This is a genomic window from Streptomyces sp. NPDC021020 (assembly GCF_044333285.1).
Lineage (GTDB): Bacteria > Actinomycetota > Actinomycetes > Streptomycetales > Streptomycetaceae > Actinacidiphila.
Window position 1 is genome coordinate 481462 of the sequence record NZ_JBIRQQ010000002.1, and the last position, 16557, is coordinate 498018.

The following is a 16557-nucleotide window of genomic DNA, read 5'->3' on the forward strand; positions in this document are numbered from 1 at the left end:
GAGGTCCGGGAGGTGTCAACCGCCCAGTGCGGCAAGGAGGTCACGGCGTACGGCGGCGGTGGCGGGGGAGCCGTGGGCGGCGCGGTCGCGGGGCTGCGGCACGGTGAACAGCCGCACCGGCCCGCCGTCCGCCGCGCCGAGCAGCGCGACCCGGTCGCCGAGGAAGAGCGCCTCGTCCACGTCGTGGGTGACGAACACGACGGTGGCGCGGGTGTCGTGGAGGACGTCGACGAGCAACTGCTGCATGCCCGCCCGGGTCTGCGCGTCCAGCGCGCCGAACGGCTCGTCCATCAGCAGCGCCCGCGGCCGGCCCGCCAGCGCCCGGGCCAGCTGCACGCGCTGCCGCTGCCCGCCGGACAGCCGGTGCGGCAACCGGCCCTCGCAGCCCGCGAGTCCGACCCGGCCGAGCCACCGCGCCGCGCGCCGCCGCCGCTCGGTCCGGCCCACCCGGGCGATGGAGAGCGGGAGTTCGACGTTGCCCAGCGCGGTGCGCCACGGCAGCAGCCCGTCCTCCTGGAAGACCAGCGCCCGCCCGCCGCCGGGCCCCCGCAGCGGGTCGCCGTCCGCGGTCACTTCACCCTCCAGCGGCGGCAGCAGCCCGGCCAGCGTGCGCAGCAGCGTCGACTTGCCGCACCCGGAGGCGCCGGCGACGGCCAGCACCTCGCCCGGCGCCACGTCGAGGTCCACCCCGGCGAGCACCGGTGCCCCGGGCCGCCCCAGCACGGCCCCGCGCAGCGCGAGCCGGGCCCCCTCGGCGGGCGGCTGGTCCGCGCTGCCGGGAAGCGCGGTGGCGGGGGAGGGAGCGGATGTACCGGTCATGGCGGTCACCTGGCCTGCGTCACGGAGTCGGTTGCGGTCAGGGGCCGTTCGCCGGCCGCGGGTGCGGCGGCGGGTTCGGTACGGACCCGGCGGGCGGCGCCGCGGGCGAAGGCGCCCCGGTCCGCGGCCCGTTCGGCGCGCGGCAGCCAGCGGGTGGCTCGGCGGCCCGCGAACTCCACGGCGGAGGAGGTGAGATGGCCCAGCAGGCCGATGGTGACCATGCCGACCAGCACCCCCGGGTAGTCCACCACCGTGTAGTCCTGCCAGGTGCGGTAGCCGACCCCGTAGTCGCCGGAGATCATCTCGGCGGAGATCACGCAGATCCACGCCACCCCGATGCCGACCGACAGCCCGCCGAAGATCCCCGGGAGCGCGCCCGGCAGCACCACCTGCGCCAGCACCCGCCACCGCCCGCCGCCCATGGTCAGCACGGCCTCCTCCCACACCGGCGTCAGCGCCCGCACCGCGTGCCGGGTGCTCACCAGCACCGGGAAGAAGGCGGCGCAGAAGGTGATGAAGACGATGCCCTGCTCGTTGCCCGGGAAGACCAGGATCGCCACCGGCACCAGTGCGATCGCCGGTATGGGGCGCAGGAGTTCGACGACCGGCCCGAGCAGGTCGGCCGCCACCCGGGAGCGCCCGATCGCGACCCCGGCGGCCACCCCAAGCACCGCGGCGATCCCGAAGCCGGTCAGGATCCGGCCCAGACTGTCGCCGAGGTCCTGCCAGTAGACGCCGGTGCCGAGGCGGCGGCGGAATTCGCGGGCCACGTCCACGACGGTCGGCAGCTGGTCGAAGTGCACCCACAGCCGCACCCGCCCGGCGGTCAGCAGCTGCCACAGCCCGAGGAAGCCGAGCAGCGAGAGCGCCCGCAGCAGCCTGCTCCGGACGGCCTCGGCGCGGGCGCTCATGCCACCTCCCGCACGGCCTGTGCGAAGTCCACGAGCCGCGCCCCCGGGTGCTTCGCGAGCCAGTCGGCCGCGTTGTCCGGCGTGGTGAAGGGCTGGTAGCGCGCGTCGGGCGCGGCCGCCGGGTCCACCGCCCACACCGCGCGGTCGGCGAACCAGCGGGTGCCGGTCAGCGCGTCCGGCACGTACGAGGCGCGTACCGCGGCCTTGCCCGGGTGCGCCGCCAGGTAGCGCAGCAGGCAGGTCGGGGTGCGCAGCGGCACCGTCGTGTCCTGCCCCGCCGGCCACGCCTCGCTCGCCGTCGCCGGGTCGGTGACGGCGCCCCCGCACACCGGGTCGGTGCCGTGCACCAGCGCGGGGTTGGCGAGCGAGGCGACCTGACGGGCGTAGCCGGCGCCGACCGCGCGCCGGACGAACGAGTCGTCGGCGAAGTGGCTGATGTCGATCTTCCCGACCAGCTTCTCGGACGCCAGCACCGGCACGTCCTCGGCGAAGGCGTCGAGCAGCTGCGGTTTGAGCGTCGGGTCGAACGTCGCGATGCCGCCGGGCCCGTTGTAGAGGTAGACCACCTCGGCGGGCAGCTTCGTGGCGTCGGCGACCGACCGCGCCGCGGCCAGCGGGTGGGCGTGCAAGTAGTCGGTGGCCTGGATCTGGGCCGCCAGGAAGGCGTCGACGACCCCGGGCCGCTGCTTCGCGAAGTCCTTGCGGACGGTGACCCCGTGGAAGGTCGGCAGATCCAGCGCGGCCCCGTCGTAGAGCGCCTTCGCCTTGCCCTCGAAGACCAACTGCCCCGGCCAGGCGACGAACTGCGACAGCGCGTCCACACTGCCCGCCTGGAGCGCCGAAGCACCCACCGCGGGCTGCTGGTTGAGCTTGTGCAGCTCCTTGTCCGGGTCGATGCCGCGCTGTTGCAGGGCCCGTACGAGAGTGCCGTCGGCGGCCGAGCCGATGCTGGTGGAGACCTTCGCGCCCTTCAGGTCGTCCAGGCCGGTGAGCTTCGAATCCGGCGCGGTCACCACGGTGTTGAGCCCGCCGCGCAGGTTGTAGCCGGTCACCGACACCAGCTCGGTGGGCTGCCGCAGCTGCTGCCCGCGGGCGGCGTTGATGAGCAGCGGGTAGTCGCCCATCGAGCCGACGTCGATCTTCCCGGCGACCATCTGCGCGGTGATCGGCGCACCGGTCGCGTAGTCCTGCCAGTCGACCTTGTACGTGTTCCCGTCGCGCCTGCCGAGCGCGGCCAGCTGCTGCTCGAAGTAGCCGAGCGAGCGCAGCAGGGTGCCCGCCGTCACGGTGTTGATGGTCTTGGACTGGTAGCCGACGTGGACGGTGACCGTACGGCCGCCGCTGCCGCCGCCCGCGTCCGAGCCGCATCCGGCGAGCGGCAGGAGGACCGCGGCGGCGCCCGCCGCGGCGAGGAACTTGCGCATCAGGGCACCTCTCATCGCAGCAGGTAGGGCATGTTGACGGTCACGGCCCCGGTCGGGCAGCGCGCGGCGCACGGGCCGCAGTACCAGCACTCGTCGACGTGCATGTACGCCTTGCCGGTGTCCTGGTCGATCGCCAGCGAGTCCAGCGGGCAGACGTCGACGCACAGCGTGCAGCCGTCGATGCACAGGGACTCGTCGATGGTCACGGGCACGTCGGCGCGCTGCGGCACCACGGGCATGGCTGTCTCCAGACGGGAAGTCGGGTGAAGGTGAGGGGAGTTCGCACCGGGACGGCGCGGGAGCGCCGGGTCAGGCGCTCCGGTGCAGCAGGCCGCGCATGGTGATCCGGTCGCCGCGGAAGCGCACGAACTCCAGGTCCACCGGGCGGCCGTCGGACAGGTGGCTCAGCCGCTCCAGCATCAGCAGGGCGGAGCCGCGCGGCGCCTCCAGGACCGCCGCGGAGTGCAGGTCGGCGCTGACCGCCTCCAGGGTGATCTCCGCGGTGCCCAGCGGTTGCCCGGACAGCTCCTCCAGCAGCCGGAAGACATCGGTGTTCTCCAGGTCCGCGGTCAGCAGCCCGGCGCCGAGGTCCATCGGCACGTACGTGAGGTCGAGCGACAGCGGCAGGCCGTCCAGCCGCCGCAGCCGCTCCACGTAGAGCACGTCGTCGTGCTCCCTGATCTTCAGCCGCGAGGCCACCGCGGCCGGGGCGCGCACCGGGCCGAGCGCGCGCACCTCGTTGCTGACCCTGCCGTGCCCGTGCAGCGTCTCCGCCAGGCCCATCAGCCGGTCGAGCCCGTGCGGGTACTTCTGCCCCACCACGACCGTGCCGAGCCCCGGCACCCGCTCCACCAGCCGCTCGGCCCGCAGCAGGTCCAGGGCCTGCCGCACGGTGTTGCGGGACACGCCGTACTCCGCGCCGATCGCATCCTCGTGCGGCAGCACCCCGTCCCCGAACGCCTGCGCCAGCACCTGCCGCCGCAGCAGGTCCGCGAGCTGCCGGGCCTGGTCGGCGCGCAGCCTGCGGCGCCGCGCGGCGGCGACCGGTGCGGTGCGCTCCCGCGTGCCGTCGGCTGCCATGTGGGGGCTCCTGCGTCGTCTCGGCGCGGTCGGTGGACGGCGGCCTCGTGCCGCCGCACACGGACCATACCGACGGCCGCGGGCCGGTGGTGTTGCCGCTGTGTTGCGCCATCTGACGTGCCGTCCACACGTCCCTGACCAGGTGATACGTCGAGGTGCCGGGCACTTCCGCCACCCGCGGCCGGGAAAAGCGGGGTGCGTCGCGGGCGCCGGGCGCGTGAGGATGGGCCCCATGGGATGGACCTTCAGCCACAGCCCCGCCGCCTTCCTCCGCGCGGCCGAGCCCTTCCTGCTCGCCCGCCCGGTGGAGAATTCCGTCCTGCTGACGGTGACCGACACCCTGCGCCGCCGCGGCCTGTCGGCGTACGGCGACGAGCCGCCCCTCTTCGGCTGGTGGCGCCCGGCGCAGGACCCGGATCCGGCGGGGGCGGACGCGGCGGCGTACCGGGGCCCGAGCCACGACGCCGACGCCGACCTCGGCCCCGACCCCGCCCCGCACCCCGGCGCCCCCACTGTGCAGGCCGCCTTCCTGCGGACGCCCCCGCACCCCCCGCTGCTGACCCGCGCCCCCGCCGCCGCGGCCGCCGAGCTGGCCGCCGCCTGGGCGGCCGAGCCCCTCGCCGAGGTGCGCGGCGACCACGAGGCCGTCACGGCGTTCGCGGACGCCTGGTCCGCGCGGGCCCGCGCCCCGTACCGCGTCACGGAACGCATCCGCTTCCACGAGCTCGGCACGCTGGTCCCGCGGGTGCCGGGACCGCCCGGGCACGCCCGGATCGCCGACGCGGCCGACCGCGAACTGCTGATCCGCTGGCAGCAGGAGATGGACGCCGAGATCGGCCACCCGACCCCGGGCCGCCCGACCGTCGCCGACGACGCGATCCTGCACGGCCTGCGCACACTGTGGATCGGCCCCGGCGGCGAGCCGGTCGCGATGGCCGGCCGCACCCTCGAAGTGGCGGGCTCCGTGCGGGTCGTGGCCGTCTACACCCCGCCCGGGCAGCGCGGCCGCGGTTACGCGGGCGGCGCCGTGACCGCCGTGACGCAGGCCGCGCTCGACGCGGGCGTGCACCGCGTCCTGCTGGTCACCGACCTGGCCAACCCGGTCAGCAACGGCCTCTACCACCGGCTCGGCTATCGCCCCGTGCGCGACGGGCTGCGTGTCGCCCTCGGCGCCGGAGAGGCGGCCGGGGTCCCGGACGCGGCCGGCGGGACACGGGGTGCGTCCGGCGTGGGGCGGGATGCGGCCGGCGGGACACGGGAGGTGCCCGCCGAGGCAGTGGGGGCGCCCGGCGTGGGGCGGGGTGCGCCCGACCATGATCGGCACGCCCCCGCATAATGGAGCAGGCGGATATTCCGCCGACCATACGATTGTGTGCCTGGAGGACTCGTGACCAGCGCCGGCCGTCCGCCGTCCCGCCTCGTGAGAGCGCGCCCCGCGCCGTTCGGGGCCGACCCGACCGGAGCGCGCCTGGAACGCATCCTGAACTCGCCGAACTACGCGGACGGCGCCTTCGTCAACCCCACCGCGACGGGCACGGGCCCCGGCGCGGACTTCTTCACCTCCCTCCCCGCCAACCTCCGCAAGGAGGCGCGGATCCCGCGCAAGCCCGCCCGGCCGATCCCCGTCCACCCCACGACGCTCGCCGACATCGCGACCCCGCCCGCGTCCGGCCTGCGGTTGACGTGGATGGGCCACTCCACCGTGCTCGCCGAGATCGGCGGCCGGCGCGTGCTGTTCGACCCGGTGTGGGGCGAGCGCTGCTCCCCCTTCCCCTTCGCGGGCCCCAAGCGCGTCCACCCCGCGCCGCTGCCGCTGTCGGCCGTCACCGCGCTCGACGTGGACGTGGTGGTGATCTCGCACGACCACTACGACCACCTCGACATGCCCACCGTCGTCGAACTCGTGCGCAGCGACGCCGTGTTCGCCGTCCCGCTGGGCGTCGGCGCGCACCTGGAGCACTGGGGCGTGCCCGCCGCCCGGCTGCGCGAGCTGGACTGGAACGAGTCGGCGGAGGTCCACGGGCTCACCCTGACCGCCACCCCCGCCCGGCATTTCTGCGGCCGCGGTCTGCGCGGCCGCCAGCAGACCCTGTGGGCGTCCTGGGCCGTCACCGACGGCACCCACCGCCTCTTCCACAGCGGCGACACCGGCTACTTCCCCGGCTTCGCGGACATCGGCGCCGAGCACGGCCCGTTCGACGCGACGATGATCCAGATCGGGGCCTACAGCGAGTTCTGGCCGAAGGCCCACGCGAGCTGCCCGCCCGGCGAGCCCTGCGACTGCACGCCCGACCCGGGCCAGTGGCCCGACATCCACATGACCCCCGACGAGGGTCTGCGCGCCCACCTCGACCTCCAGGGCGGCCGCCCCGGCGGCGTCCTGCTCCCCATCCACTGGGGCACCTTCAACCTCGCCTTCCACCCCTGGGCCGAGCCCGCCGAGCGCACCATGCTCGCCGCCCGCGCCGCCGCCCAGCAGTCCGCGACCCCGCGTGTCGGCCAGCCCTTCGAACCCGCCGCCTGCCCCGCTCCCGACCCGTGGTGGCGCGCCGTGTCGGTCCCCCCGGCCCGCGGCTGGGCCCCCTGGTCCCCCGCCACGCCCGAGGCCGCGGAGGTGCCGGAAGTCGCCGCGGAGGCGTGACGGGGCCGCGTGGCCCGGTCCGCCGCGCCGCGCGTACGCGGTCCGCGGAGCGGCTCGGCGGCCGAGCTTGTGTCCGTAATGTGCCGGACATCCTAAAATCGGGCGTATGGACCTCAGCCGGCTCGAAAACCTGCCGGAGCGGACGCGCGGCCTGGCGCTCGCGGTCCCGGTCGCGCTCGTCGTCGTCATCTCCGTCGCCGACGCCACGGCGCCCAAGGACGTCTTCCTCAGCCCCATGCTCGTCGTCGCCCCGGCGCTGACGGCGTCGTTCGCCGGGCCGTGGCGTACAGCACTGATCGCGCTGGTGGCGGTGGGCGGGCAGGCGTTCGTCGCCTCGGTGGGCGGGGGAGGCAGCGCGGTGGCGTGGGTGTGGCAGTTCGTCGCGCTGATCCTGATCTCGGTGCTGCTGATCTTCTTCAGCTACGTCCGCGAGCGCCGCTCCCGGCAGCTCACCCGCGCCAGACTCGTCGCCGAGACCGCCCAGCGGGTCCTGCTGCGGCCCCCTCCCAGCCGGGTCGGCGCCCTGCGGGTCGCCTGGCGCTACCTCGCCGCCGAGGACGACGCCCAGATCGGCGGCGACCTCTTCGCCGTCACCCGGCTGCGCCCCGACACCAGCCGACTGATCATCGGGGACGTCCGCGGCAAGGGCCTGCCCGCCATCGCCGAGGCCGCGGCCGTCCTCGGCGCCTTCCGGGAGACCGCGCGGTACTGCCCGACGCTCCCGCAGCTCGCCGAATCCCTGGAGGAGCGGATCAACCGCGACATCGAGGAGGTCGCGGACGAGCGCGAGGACCCCGGCGAGCACTTCGTCACCGCGCTGCTGCTGGAGGTGCCCGACCGCGGCGGCCAGGTCCGGATGACCTGCTGCGGCCACCCGCCGCCGCTGCTGATCGGCGCCGACGGCCGGGTCGCCGCCACGCAGTGCGCCGACCCCGCACCACCGCTGGGCTCCGGCCTGCTGGCCGCGGGCGGCGCCGCGGACGAGCCGATCCCGTACGGCGAGGGCGACACGCTCCTGCTCTACACCGACGGCCTGATCGAGGCGCGCTCACGGCAGGGCGTCTTCTACCCGCTCGCCGAGCGCGTCGCGGGCTTCCCGCCCGCCCTCGACCCTGACTCCCTGCTGCGGCTCCTCAGCGAGGACCTGCTCGCGTACACCGGCGGCCGCCTCGGCGACGACGCCGCCCTGCTCGCCATCACCCGCACCCCGGAGGCGGCGACCGGCCCGGACAGCACCTGAGGCCCCCGCCCGGCGGGAGGCCTCCGCCCGGGCCTGCGGCGGAGCAGACTGGAAGGGAGAGCGCGCCCCCGCCCCGGCGGCGGGGGGCGTGCGCCGCGACCGGGCCGCACAGGGTCGGACGGGCGTGGGAGGTGCGATGAACGGATCGCTGCCACTGGGCCGGATCGCCGGAGTGCCGCTGCGGCTGCACTGGACCGCGCCGCTGCTCGTCGCCGTCCTGGCCTACGGGCTGGCCGCCGGGGTGCTCCCCGACTGGGCCCCCGGCCACTCCGGTACGGCCTACGGGCTGTGGGCGGTGGGCGGAGCGCTGCTGCTGACGCTGAGCCTGCTCGCGCACGAGGCCGCGCACGCCCTGGTGGCGCGCAGGTCCGGGGTGGACGTCAAGGACGTGACGGTCTTCGCGCTCGGCGGGGTCACCCGGATGGGAACGGCCACGACGCCGCGCACCGCGGGCCTGATCGCCGCGGTCGGCCCGCTCACCAGCGCGCTGCTGGGCGGGGTGTTCCTCGCCGCGGCGGTCGGCGTCGACGCGGCCCCGCACGGCCTGCTCCCCGCGGCCGTACTGGCCTGGAGCGGCTGGGCCAACATCCTGCTCGCCGCCTTCAACCTGCTGCCGGCCAGCCCGCTGGACGGCGGCCGCATCCTCCAGGCGGTGGTCTGGCGGCTGCGCGGCGACCGCGACCGGGCGACCCGCGTCGCCGGGCGGTGCGGGCAGGTGGCGGGCGCGCTCATGGTCGTCGGCGGCTGGCTGGAATTCCTCGCGGGCAGCGGGTCGGGGCTGTGGCTCGCGCTGCTCGGGCTGTTCGTCGTGGCGGCCGCCGGGGCGGAGGTGCGCCGCTCGGCCCTCGCCGAGGCGGTACGCGGGGTGCGGGTCCGCGACGTGATGCGGCCCGCGGTCACCGGCCAGGACTGGCAGACCGTGGACCGCTTCCTCGCTGACACCGCCCCCGGCGCCGCCGGCCAGCCCGTCGTACCGGTGACCGACCTCGACGGCCGCCCCACCGGCGTGGTCGAGCCCGCCGCCCTGCGCGCGGGCCTGGCCGGACGCACGGCGCAGGTGCGCGTACGGGACCTCGCCGCGCCGCTGGCCGGCTGCACCCTCGCCGCGCCGGACGAGCAGGTGGGCGAGGTCCTGGAGCACGGCGTGCTGACCGCCGGGCGCCCGATCCTGGTCCTCTCCGACGGGCGGGTGGCCGGGATGGTCACCGCCCAGGACGTCCTCGGCCTCGTACGGCGCGGCAAGCACCCCCACCCGCCGGCCGGGCCTCCCCCCACCACGCACCGGGCCGGACACAGCGACTGACGGAGCCCGTACGGTACGGGCTCGGTACGCGGCCGGGAGAGCGCTCTACGAGGTGGCGCGCCCGAGGTACGTCAGCTCGCCCGCGTCGGGCACGTCGATGACATGGAAGCCCAGCCGGTCGTAGAAGGCCCGCGCCGAGACGTTCGCCGTCAGCATGCCCAGGTGCACCGCGGGCACCCCGCGCTCCGCGAGCGAGCCGAGGAAGGCGTTCATCAGCGCCCGCCCGTGGCCCTGCCCCTGGTGGTCGGGCAGCAGGTCGATGTGCAGGTGCGCGGGGTAGCCCGACACCGCGGGGACGATCATCCGCTCCGGCCAGTGCAGCAGCCACGCCATCACCTCGCTCGGCGTCCCCGGCTCGCCCTGCGGCGCGGGCCAGCGGTCCGCGACCGTCGGCAGCCACTCCGCGCGGAAGCGCTCGACGAAGCCCGGCGTGTCCGCCGTGCCGAGGATGTAGCCGACCGGCTGCCCCGTGCCGTCGTCGGCCACGAAGGCCGACTCCGGCTCCAGCACCGCGTAGGGCGCCGCGAACAGCGTGCCCAGCAGGTCGCGGTCCTCCGGCGGGTAGTCGGCGGACGCGTCGCCGCCCGCGGCGCCGGTGCGCAGGCATATGTCGTACAGCGCGGGCAGGTCGGAGGGGCGGTACGGGCGGATCGTGACGGTCACTGCTGCTCCCGGTCGGTCGGCGGCACGCCGGGCTCGGCGCTGGGGCCGAGCGGCGCGAAGAGGAAGGAGAAGGCGGCGGGCGCGGCGTCCAGCCGGTGCTCGGGCAGCACGCCGGGCCCGCAGGAGGCGCTGCCCAGGCCGTGCAGCGCGTGGTCCAGGTGCAGCCACAGCCGGCCGTCCCGCACCAGGTCGGTGGTGTGCTCGGCGGCGTCCAGCGCCTCGGTGGTCCAGGGCCGCGCGGTCAGCCAGAAGCCGGGCGCGCCGTCCTCCGGCGTGCCGAGCACGGTGCTGCTCCCGCGGGGTGGGGTGCTGCCCGCGCCGGGGGCGGTGCTGCTCCCGCCGGGCTGGGGGCTGCTCCCGTCCACCGGGGCGGCGGGCACGGCGCGGTTGACGGCGGCCTCGATCCGCAGGCCCGTCCCGTCGGCGCCGCGCAGCTCGGCCCAGCGCACACCGGCCCTGGCACCGTTCTCCTGCGGGCGGACGTACGGCGTCGCCAGCTCCTCCGCCGCGGCCTTCCAGCGGCCGAGGCGCGCGGCGGCGCGGCTGTCGGGGTAGGCCTCGCCGGGCCCGCCGCCGTACCACTCGACGCGGTCGAGCCACGCGGGCAGGCCGAGGCGCACGCCGAGCCGGGGGAGCGGCAGGCTCCAGTCGCCCTCGGGCGTCACCTCGACGTCCAGGCGCAGCCAGTCGCCGGTCGCGCTCCAGGTCAGGACGGTGCGCAGGGCGCGGTCGGCGGCCGCGGGCGCGACGCGGGAGGTGACCGTCAGCGCGTCGCCGCCCACCGCGACCCGTACCACCCGGTGCCGCAGGCGGTGCAGGCCCGCCTCCCGCCACCGGTCGGCGAGCCGGGAGTCGGCGAACCAGGGCATGCCCCGGTCGTTGTCGGTGGGCGCCCGCCAGACGTCCAGCCGGGGAGCGTCGACGGGCACCCCGCCGAGGGCGCGCAGGGCGCCGGTGGCGGGGTCGAAGGAGCCGGGGCCGAGGACTGTCAGGCCGTCCGGGCCCGTCCGCGGGGAGTGCGGCCGGCCCCGGCGTACGCGCTGGCCGGTGCCCAGCGGGGCGGCCGCTGGGAATTGCCCCCAGGCCACCTCGTGCCCGGCCGGCGCCCACGCGGTGTCCTCGGCGAGGACCGCGCGCACCGTCCAGTACGCCTCGCGGCCGAGGCCCGCGGCGGGTTGCTCCGGCAGTTGGAGGAGAGCGCTTTCCCCGGGGCCGGTGGGCGGCACCTCCAGCCGCCCGGACGCCACCGTCTCGCCCTCGACCTCGTACGCCCAGCGGAAGGCCAGCCCCGACAGGTCCGCGAAGTCCTGCCGGTTGGCCACGGTCAGCTCGCCGCGCCCGGCGTCACCGGTGAGCGTGACCGGCTCGATCACCTTCTTGTACTCGACCAGACCCGGCGAGGGCGTCCGGTCGGGGAAGAGCAGCCCGTCGCACACGAAGTTCCCGTCGTGCAGCTCCTCCCCGAAGTCCCCGCCGTAGGCGAAGAAGTCGGTCCCGTCGGCCGCGGTGCGGCGCAGCCCGTGGTCGATCCACTCCCACACGAAGCCGCCCTGGCAGCGCTCGTACGTCTCGAAGATCCGCTGGTATTCGGACAGCCCGCCGGGCCCGTTGCCCATCGCGTGCGCGTATTCGCACAGCACGTACGGCATCGCGCGCCGCCGCTCGTCGAGGCCGGGGTCCGCGAGCGGGGGCTCGGCGCGGCGGCCGATCAGGTCGGACTCGGCGTGGTCGGCGTACATCCGCGAGTAGACGTCCGTGTCGGCGCAGGAGAGGTCGCCCTCGTAGTGGATCGGCCGGGCCGGGTCGCGCTCGCGGATCCAGGAGGCCATGGCCGACAGCCCCGCGCCGGTGCCGCACTCGTTGCCGAGCGACCACATGACCACCGACGGGTGGTTCTTGTCCCGCTCCACCATCCGCGCGGCCCGGTCCAGCAGCGCCGGGGTCCAGCGCTCGTCGTCGACCGGGTTGCGGCGCCAGCCGACCTCCTCGAAGCCGTGCGTCTCCAGGTCGCACTCGTCGACGACCCACATGCCCAGCTCGTCGCACAGGTCGAGGAAGGCGGGGTGCGGCGGGTAGTGGCTGGTGCGCACGGCGTTGATGTTGTGCCGCTTCATCAGCAGCAGGTCGTCGCGCATCGTCTCCTGGTCCAGCGCCCGCCCGCGGTCCGGGTCGAACTCGTGCCGGTTCACCCCGCGCAGCAGGATCCGCCGCCCGTTGACCGTGAGGACGCCGTTCTCGACGGCGACGGTGCGGAAGCCGATACGCAGCGGGATGCGCTCCCCCTCGGTCGCCAGCTCGGCGTCGTACAGCCGCGGCAGCTCCGCCGACCACGGCTCGACGGGCACGATCACCGGCTCCCCGGTCGGGATGTCGAGGCCCAGCTCCGGCACGGTCAGGGTGCCGGCCGGCTCGCAGTCCACCCGCAGGGTGCCCTCGCCGGTGGTGTGGTCGTAGCCGCAGTGCACGAAGAAGTCGGCGACCGCGCCCTCCGGCCGCTCGATCAGCGTGACCTCGCGGAAGATGCCGGGCAGCCACCACATGTCCTGGTCCTCCAGGTAGCTGCCGGACGACCACTGGTGCACGCGTACCGCCAGCACGTTGCCGCGCGGCCGGAGCACCTCGCCGACCTCGAACTCCACCGGCAGCCGGCTGCCCTTGAAGGTGCCCAGCTCCTGCCCGTTGAGCCACACCCGGGCGCACGACTCCACGCCCTCGAAGCGCAGCACGGCCGCGCCGCCCGGCCAGTCGTCGGGCAGGTCGAAGGTGCGCAGGTGGTCGCCGGTCGGGTTCTCGTCCGGCACGTGCGGCGGGTCGAGGGGGAAGGGGTAGCGCACATTGGTGTACGCGGGCAGCCCGTACCGCCCCTCTCCGTGCAGCACCCAGTGCGACGGCACCGGCAGCACGTCCCAGCCGGCGGCGTCGAATCCGGGCCGGGCGAAGGAGTCGTCCGCGGAGCGCGCGGTGGGGGAGAGCCGGAAGCGCCAGTCGCCGCCGAGCGACACCCGGCGCGCGTCGGACACGGCCCACCAGGCCCGCGGCGGGAGCGCTCCCGAGCCCGGTCCCGGGTCCTCGTAGTACGCAAGGCCCTCCGGCGGTTCCGCCTCGTGCATCGTCGCTGCTCCTTCGTCGCTCGGCCTTGCCGCGGACGGCGCTCTCCCGCTTACGGGGGGGCCGCCGTGAAGATCCGCAGCACCGATTCTGCTGAGAGAGCGGCCATAAGGCCAGATGTACCGGCCACTGATGTCCAACCACCCGATTCCGTACGGCAGTTGCCGACCCCCGCGGGAGCGGCCGCGGTCTTGACCGCCCTGCCGGGCACTGGGATCCTGCCCGCCCGGAACCACTGGGGGGACCCACCATGACCTACTCGCCCGTCGTGACCGCCGTCACCGCGGCGTCCGGCACCGGGGAGCCGATCAGCGGCCTCAAGGGCGGCCCGGCCCTGCTCCTGATAGCGGCGGTCGTCGTGGTCGTCGCGGCGATCGCCGTCGCGCCGCTGATCATGGACGTCCGCCGGGCCACGGCCTGGCGCCAGCAGCTCACCGACCACCTGATCGACCGCGCGGCCACCGACGAGGAGGTCCGCGACTTCCTGCGCGACCTGCGCGAGCCCCGCGGCGTCCGCGGCCTGACCCGCAGCATCATCGCCGTCCTGATCCTGGCCCTGGTGGGCTTCGCCCTGGCGGTGGCCATGCTCTCGTCCGGCGCGGACGCCGGCGACCTGCGCAAGACCATCGTGACCGCCCTGATGACGGTGCTGGCCACGGTCGCCGGCTTCTACTTCGGCACCCTGGGCGCCCAGAACAGCGCGGAGGACGCCCGCCGCCATCCCCCCACCCCCCGCAAACCCCACCCCACCACCCCCACCACCCCCACTTCACCCCCGTCACCCCCCACCGACCCTGCGTGACCCCCACCCCCTCCGAGGGTGCGAGCGAACACCCTGCGAGGTGCGGTATTGTTCTCATGCACGGCCACCCGGGAAACCTTCCCGAAGGCGGCCGAGCACCGGGACGTGGCGCAGCTTGGTAGCGCACCTGACTGGGGGTCAGGGGGTCGCAGGTTCAAATCCTGTCGTCCCGACGGTGCTTTTGCAGGTGAGGGCCGGTTTCCCAATGCGGAGACCGGCCCTTGTTGCGTGTCAGGGGCACTCTGGGTGTGAGCTGGGTGTGATCTTGGTCGGCGCAGCTATCGAGATCTGGCACGCTCATGCAACAGCCGGTTCAGCGCTGGCACTGGCGAACTCGGGCACAGCGCAAGTCGGGCGTCCAGCGACTCGTGCCATACCTCGGTCAGGTCGTCCATGAGCCTTGTGCGCATCGAGTCGGTGACGTGGGCATAGCGGGCGCTGATCGACCCGTCCTCGTGTCCCATCCGCTCGTCCATCAGAACCTTGGGCGTGCCCAGCTCCTCCATGAGAGTGCGGTGGCCGTGCCGCAGACCGTGCCGGGTCAGCCGGTCCTTGATCGGCAGCCAGCAGGCCTCCGCGCGGCCGGCTGCCCCGCGGCCTCCAACGGGAACGCCCGGGAAAGGGCCGCCTGTCACCGGCACTGGGTGCCGATCGGCAGGGGCCTTCGACGCGCACCCGAGTCGCCTCGGCTACTCGGTCGGGCCGGTTGAGGATGTTGGATACGGTTCCGGTCGAGACGCTGGCAATCTCTGCTACCTGGCGGAGCGTGGGTCCTTGGTGCGCGGCCCCGCCGTTGCCTCGGCCGCTGTACACGTACTTGCGACCGTGGCAGGGGCACGACTTCGGCTCGCTGCGGGCAACATGGTCACCGACGAGGTCGGAGAGCCACGCTGGGGAGTCGATGCTGCGGTAGCTGTCGTTCTTGGGCGGGCACCGCTCAAGCTCACCGGAGTCCAGTTCGTAGAGCTGCCACTCGACACGGAAGGATCGCGCTTCGCGTCGGGCGTACTGCGTTTCCAGGCCGACGATTTCACCCCACCGCATACCGGTACAGCTCTTCTGGATGTGCGCCACGAACTCATCGTCGCGGCCTGAGAGGAGAGACGCCCGCTCCGCGATCAGCAGGGAGCCGAACATGGTCGTGATTGCCTTCTCAGGGCCACGGTGTTGGCTTCTCCCATGCCGACGTCCTCGGCCGCGACGGCGCTCGGCGACGTTCTTGTCGGCGTAGCCGGCTTCCACCGCGTCAGCAAGGATTCGATGCAGGAGCTTGCGGAATCCCTGCACGCTGTGGGGTGCCAAAAGTCCTGCACGTGCCCTGAGCTGGTTTTTCTTCTGTTGCGCTGATCCTCGTCAAGTGGCCTGGCAATACTCGTTGATGAGTCCGTTGAGGATCTTGTGGCGCTGGATGCGTTGTGCGGGGAAAGGAATGATATTTGGGGTCGTCTCCGGGAGCGCGGAGTCGCAGGGCGCGGTGGGGTCGGCCGGCGTTGTAGTGCTCGGCGTATTCGGTGAGGACACGTCGTAGGTGTTGTTCGTTGTAGATCAGGAGCCGGTCGGTGCATTCGGCCCGGGTGGTGCGTATGGCTCTTTCGGCGTGGGTGTTCATCCGCGGGGTTTTTTTTGGGGGGGGGTCTTCAAGATTTCGATGCCGTCGGCGATGAAGACGGCGTCGAAGGCTTGGGTGTACTTGCTGTCGCGGTCGCGCAGCAGGTAGCGGAGGCCGGCTGCGCGTTGGCCGAGGTCGGTCAGTAGGTTGCGGGCGAGTTGCGTTGTCCAGGCTGCGGTGGGGTGGGCGGTAATGCCGAGGATGTGCATGGTGCGGGTGTCGACCTCCAGGACGTAGAACACGTAGAGCCGTCGCAGGGTCACGGTGTCGACGTGGAAGAAGTCGGCGGCCAGCAGTCCGGAGGCCTAAGCGCGCAGGAACTCCCGCCACGTCGGAGTACCGCGGCGCCCGGGGTGACGAGATGGTGGCGCCGCGGCCTGGTCGGGAGGTGGCGGGCGAGGCGGCGAGTATGGCGCGATCCGGCCATGTCAGGCGCGGCCGCGTGTTGAGTTGCCGACGAAGGACTGCGACCTCGTGGCGCAGTACGAGGATCTCGACGTTCTTGGCCTTCTCCGACCGCGATAGCAGCAGGAGCAGTCCGAGCAGCCGGACGAAGAACAGGTACAGCACACGCAACACCATGGAGCCGGAGCATGCCATGATCACCTGGAACCGCAAAGAGCCTGTTCACGGACCGTACGCCAGTTTTGGCACCCCACAGGGCTGGGGCGTTCGCTTCCAAGGACTTCGGAAGCGGGCGTCAGGTTGCATCCCGATGATCGGATAATTCCACTGCCTTGTTCGTCGAGGATGAGCGTCCGGTCGATTGCGACGCGGGGCGGGGCGTCGGCGTACGCATGAAGGTGCTCGGCCTGGTACACGCGAACGTGCACCGCTCGGTATGCCGAAAGTCAGCAGGTTCGTGGCCCGTTGCCCTGGTCCCGAGGTCTGTGTCGAGATGGGTCCGTCGGCCGATGCCGGCCCCGGCCACCGACGTGATCATGAGGGTGTCCGTCC

14 protein-coding genes, 1 tRNA gene and 1 pseudogene are annotated in these 16557 nt (G+C 74.1%); 6 read left to right on the forward strand and 10 right to left on the reverse strand.

The features are described 5' to 3' along the window. Positions 1-15: 15 nt before the first annotated feature. The 5 genes from ACH4SL_RS06515 to ACH4SL_RS06535 form a co-directional block, all read right to left on the reverse strand. Positions 16-819 (reverse strand): ABC transporter ATP-binding protein, encoded by an 804-nt coding sequence (locus ACH4SL_RS06515; RefSeq protein WP_398442288.1) that lies wholly within the window; start codon positions 817-819, stop codon positions 16-18. A gap of 5 nt (positions 820-824) precedes the next feature. Further along, positions 825-1730, reverse strand: coding sequence for an ABC transporter permease (locus tag ACH4SL_RS06520; protein ID WP_398442289.1), 906 nt, complete (start codon positions 1728-1730; stop codon positions 825-827). Further along, positions 1727-3154, reverse strand: a complete 1428-nt coding sequence (locus ACH4SL_RS06525; RefSeq protein ID WP_398442290.1) for an ABC transporter substrate-binding protein — start codon at positions 3152-3154, stop codon at positions 1727-1729. The genes ACH4SL_RS06520 and ACH4SL_RS06525 overlap by 4 nt, the downstream gene beginning before the upstream one ends. Before the next feature lie 11 nt (positions 3155-3165). Then, positions 3166-3393: a ferredoxin family protein gene (locus tag ACH4SL_RS06530; protein WP_031525538.1), complete on the reverse strand. Its 228-nt coding sequence runs from the start codon at positions 3391-3393 to the stop codon at positions 3166-3168. Between the two features lie 70 nt (positions 3394-3463). Next, a complete protein-coding gene (locus ACH4SL_RS06535; RefSeq protein ID WP_398442291.1) occupies positions 3464-4234 on the reverse strand; it encodes a GntR family transcriptional regulator in 771 nt (256 codons plus the stop codon). A gap of 232 nt (positions 4235-4466) precedes the next feature. Here ACH4SL_RS06535 and ACH4SL_RS06540 point away from each other — a divergent pair, with 232 nt between their 5' ends. The 4 genes from ACH4SL_RS06540 (at position 4467) to ACH4SL_RS06555 (ending at position 9418) form a co-directional block, all read left to right on the forward strand. Next, positions 4467-5570: a GNAT family N-acetyltransferase gene (locus ACH4SL_RS06540; RefSeq protein WP_398442292.1), complete on the forward strand. Its 1104-nt coding sequence runs from the start codon at positions 4467-4469 to the stop codon at positions 5568-5570. A gap of 51 nt (positions 5571-5621) precedes the next feature. Further along, positions 5622-6875 carry an MBL fold metallo-hydrolase gene (locus tag ACH4SL_RS06545; protein WP_398442293.1) on the forward strand — a complete coding sequence of 418 codons (1254 nt, stop codon included), beginning with the start codon at positions 5622-5624 and terminating at the stop codon, positions 6873-6875. Between the two features lie 106 nt (positions 6876-6981). After that, a complete protein-coding gene (locus tag ACH4SL_RS06550) occupies positions 6982-8115 on the forward strand; it encodes a PP2C family protein-serine/threonine phosphatase (RefSeq protein ID WP_398442294.1) in 1134 nt (377 codons plus the stop codon). A gap of 136 nt (positions 8116-8251) precedes the next feature. Continuing rightward, a complete protein-coding gene (locus ACH4SL_RS06555) occupies positions 8252-9418 on the forward strand; it encodes a site-2 protease family protein (RefSeq protein WP_398442295.1) in 1167 nt (388 codons plus the stop codon). Between the two features lie 45 nt (positions 9419-9463). Here the strand turns inward: ACH4SL_RS06555 and ACH4SL_RS06560 are convergent, their stop codons facing one another. Together ACH4SL_RS06560 and ACH4SL_RS06565 are read right to left on the reverse strand one after the other, a co-directional pair. Beyond that, positions 9464-10081 carry a GNAT family N-acetyltransferase gene (locus tag ACH4SL_RS06560; protein ID WP_398442296.1) on the reverse strand — a complete coding sequence of 206 codons (618 nt, stop codon included), beginning with the start codon at positions 10079-10081 and terminating at the stop codon, positions 9464-9466. After that, the gene (locus ACH4SL_RS06565) at positions 10078-13191 is read right to left on the reverse strand and encodes a glycoside hydrolase family 2 TIM barrel-domain containing protein (RefSeq protein ID WP_398442297.1); all 3114 of its coding nucleotides are present in this window, start codon (positions 13189-13191) and stop codon (positions 10078-10080) included. The genes ACH4SL_RS06560 and ACH4SL_RS06565 overlap by 4 nt, the downstream gene beginning before the upstream one ends. A 248-nt stretch (positions 13192-13439) precedes the next feature. Here ACH4SL_RS06565 and ACH4SL_RS06570 point away from each other — a divergent pair, with 248 nt between their 5' ends. Beyond that, complete coding sequence (locus ACH4SL_RS06570) at positions 13440-13991, forward strand: hypothetical protein (RefSeq protein ID WP_398442298.1); 552 nt, start codon at positions 13440-13442, stop codon at positions 13989-13991. Between the two features lie 99 nt (positions 13992-14090). Further along, a tRNA-Pro gene (locus ACH4SL_RS06575) sits at positions 14091-14164 on the forward strand. Positions 14165-14269: 105 nt separating this feature from the next. Here ACH4SL_RS06575 and ACH4SL_RS06580 read toward each other — a convergent pair. The 3 genes and pseudogenes from ACH4SL_RS06580 to ACH4SL_RS06590 all read right to left on the reverse strand — a co-directional run. Further along, positions 14270-15296: pseudogene (locus ACH4SL_RS06580) on the reverse strand (LacI family DNA-binding transcriptional regulator); the annotation flags it as partial. After that, a complete protein-coding gene (locus ACH4SL_RS06585; protein WP_398442299.1) occupies positions 15238-15600 on the reverse strand; it encodes an integrase core domain-containing protein in 363 nt (120 codons plus the stop codon). The gene ACH4SL_RS06585 and the pseudogene ACH4SL_RS06580, both read right to left, overlap by 59 nt. Further along, entirely contained in the window at positions 15597-15842 is a 246-nt protein-coding gene (locus ACH4SL_RS06590; protein WP_398442300.1) for a hypothetical protein, read from the reverse strand. Before ACH4SL_RS06590 ends, ACH4SL_RS06585 begins: the two co-directional genes overlap by 4 nt. Positions 15843-16557 lie beyond the last annotated feature (715 nt).